Here is a 788-nt window from a genome sequence, read left to right on the forward strand (position 1 = left end):
AATATCTATTAGATCACAGCGAACGGATGGGTTCAAGGTTAAAAAGCAATCAATTTAAAATAGTAGAATACGTTCCTAAAAAGAGTAATTCTACAGCCTCAACGCCGTTTTAAGCGGCAAATTGCAGTTGGCTAAAATAAGTGAGGCACGAACAAAAAGCCAACTGTAATTTGTCCGACTTGAAAACCCTTGTTAGGCAACATTTAGCACCATAATTGTTTCATCAAACTCATCTTGTTCAACAACGCTAAAATTAAAGCGCTCAAAGAAGCCTTTCATTACATCATGCCCTTCAACGTAGCATATTGAAATAGCTTTACAATCGTCTCTAAGCTTGATTTCGTCGAGGGCTAATTCAATTGCTTTCGTGCCATAACCTTTTCTTTGATGCGGTACGTCGATCATGAATTGATCAATGTAAATTTCATTTGGTTTTTCATCTTCGTAGTTAGGAAAGTACTGGATAAAACCAACTGGATCTTCATTGAAATAGACTGCTCGATTAACATAGTGTTCGTTAAACTTAGAACCTGCAATTGATTCTGCATTTAAAGCGACGAACTCTTCTTGTTCTTTTGTAATTTCTAGTAAGATAATATCTTCCCAATTATCTTTAGTAACTTCTCTCAAGCTAATTGTCATAGCTGAATAATACTCCTTGTTGCCTAACACTTTAGTATTTATGCAACACGCGGTTTGTGTTGCATAATCGCTTGTTGGACTGAGGCGCTACCTGCTCGGTATATCAGAGTTGGTGTTGTTTATGCTATGGGAATTTGCTTTTTAGA

1 protein-coding gene is annotated in these 788 nt (G+C 36.5%); it reads right to left on the reverse strand.

What is annotated here, in order from left to right:
- Positions 1–192: 192 nt before the first annotated feature.
- Positions 193–642: a GNAT family N-acetyltransferase gene (locus H5119_RS19970; RefSeq protein WP_182703476.1), complete on the reverse strand. Its 450-nt coding sequence runs from the start codon at positions 640–642 to the stop codon at positions 193–195.
- Between the last annotated feature and the right edge of the window lie 146 nt (positions 643–788).

This window comes from Pseudoalteromonas sp. SG45-5 (assembly GCF_014164085.1).
Lineage (GTDB): Bacteria > Pseudomonadota > Gammaproteobacteria > Enterobacterales > Alteromonadaceae > Pseudoalteromonas > Pseudoalteromonas aliena.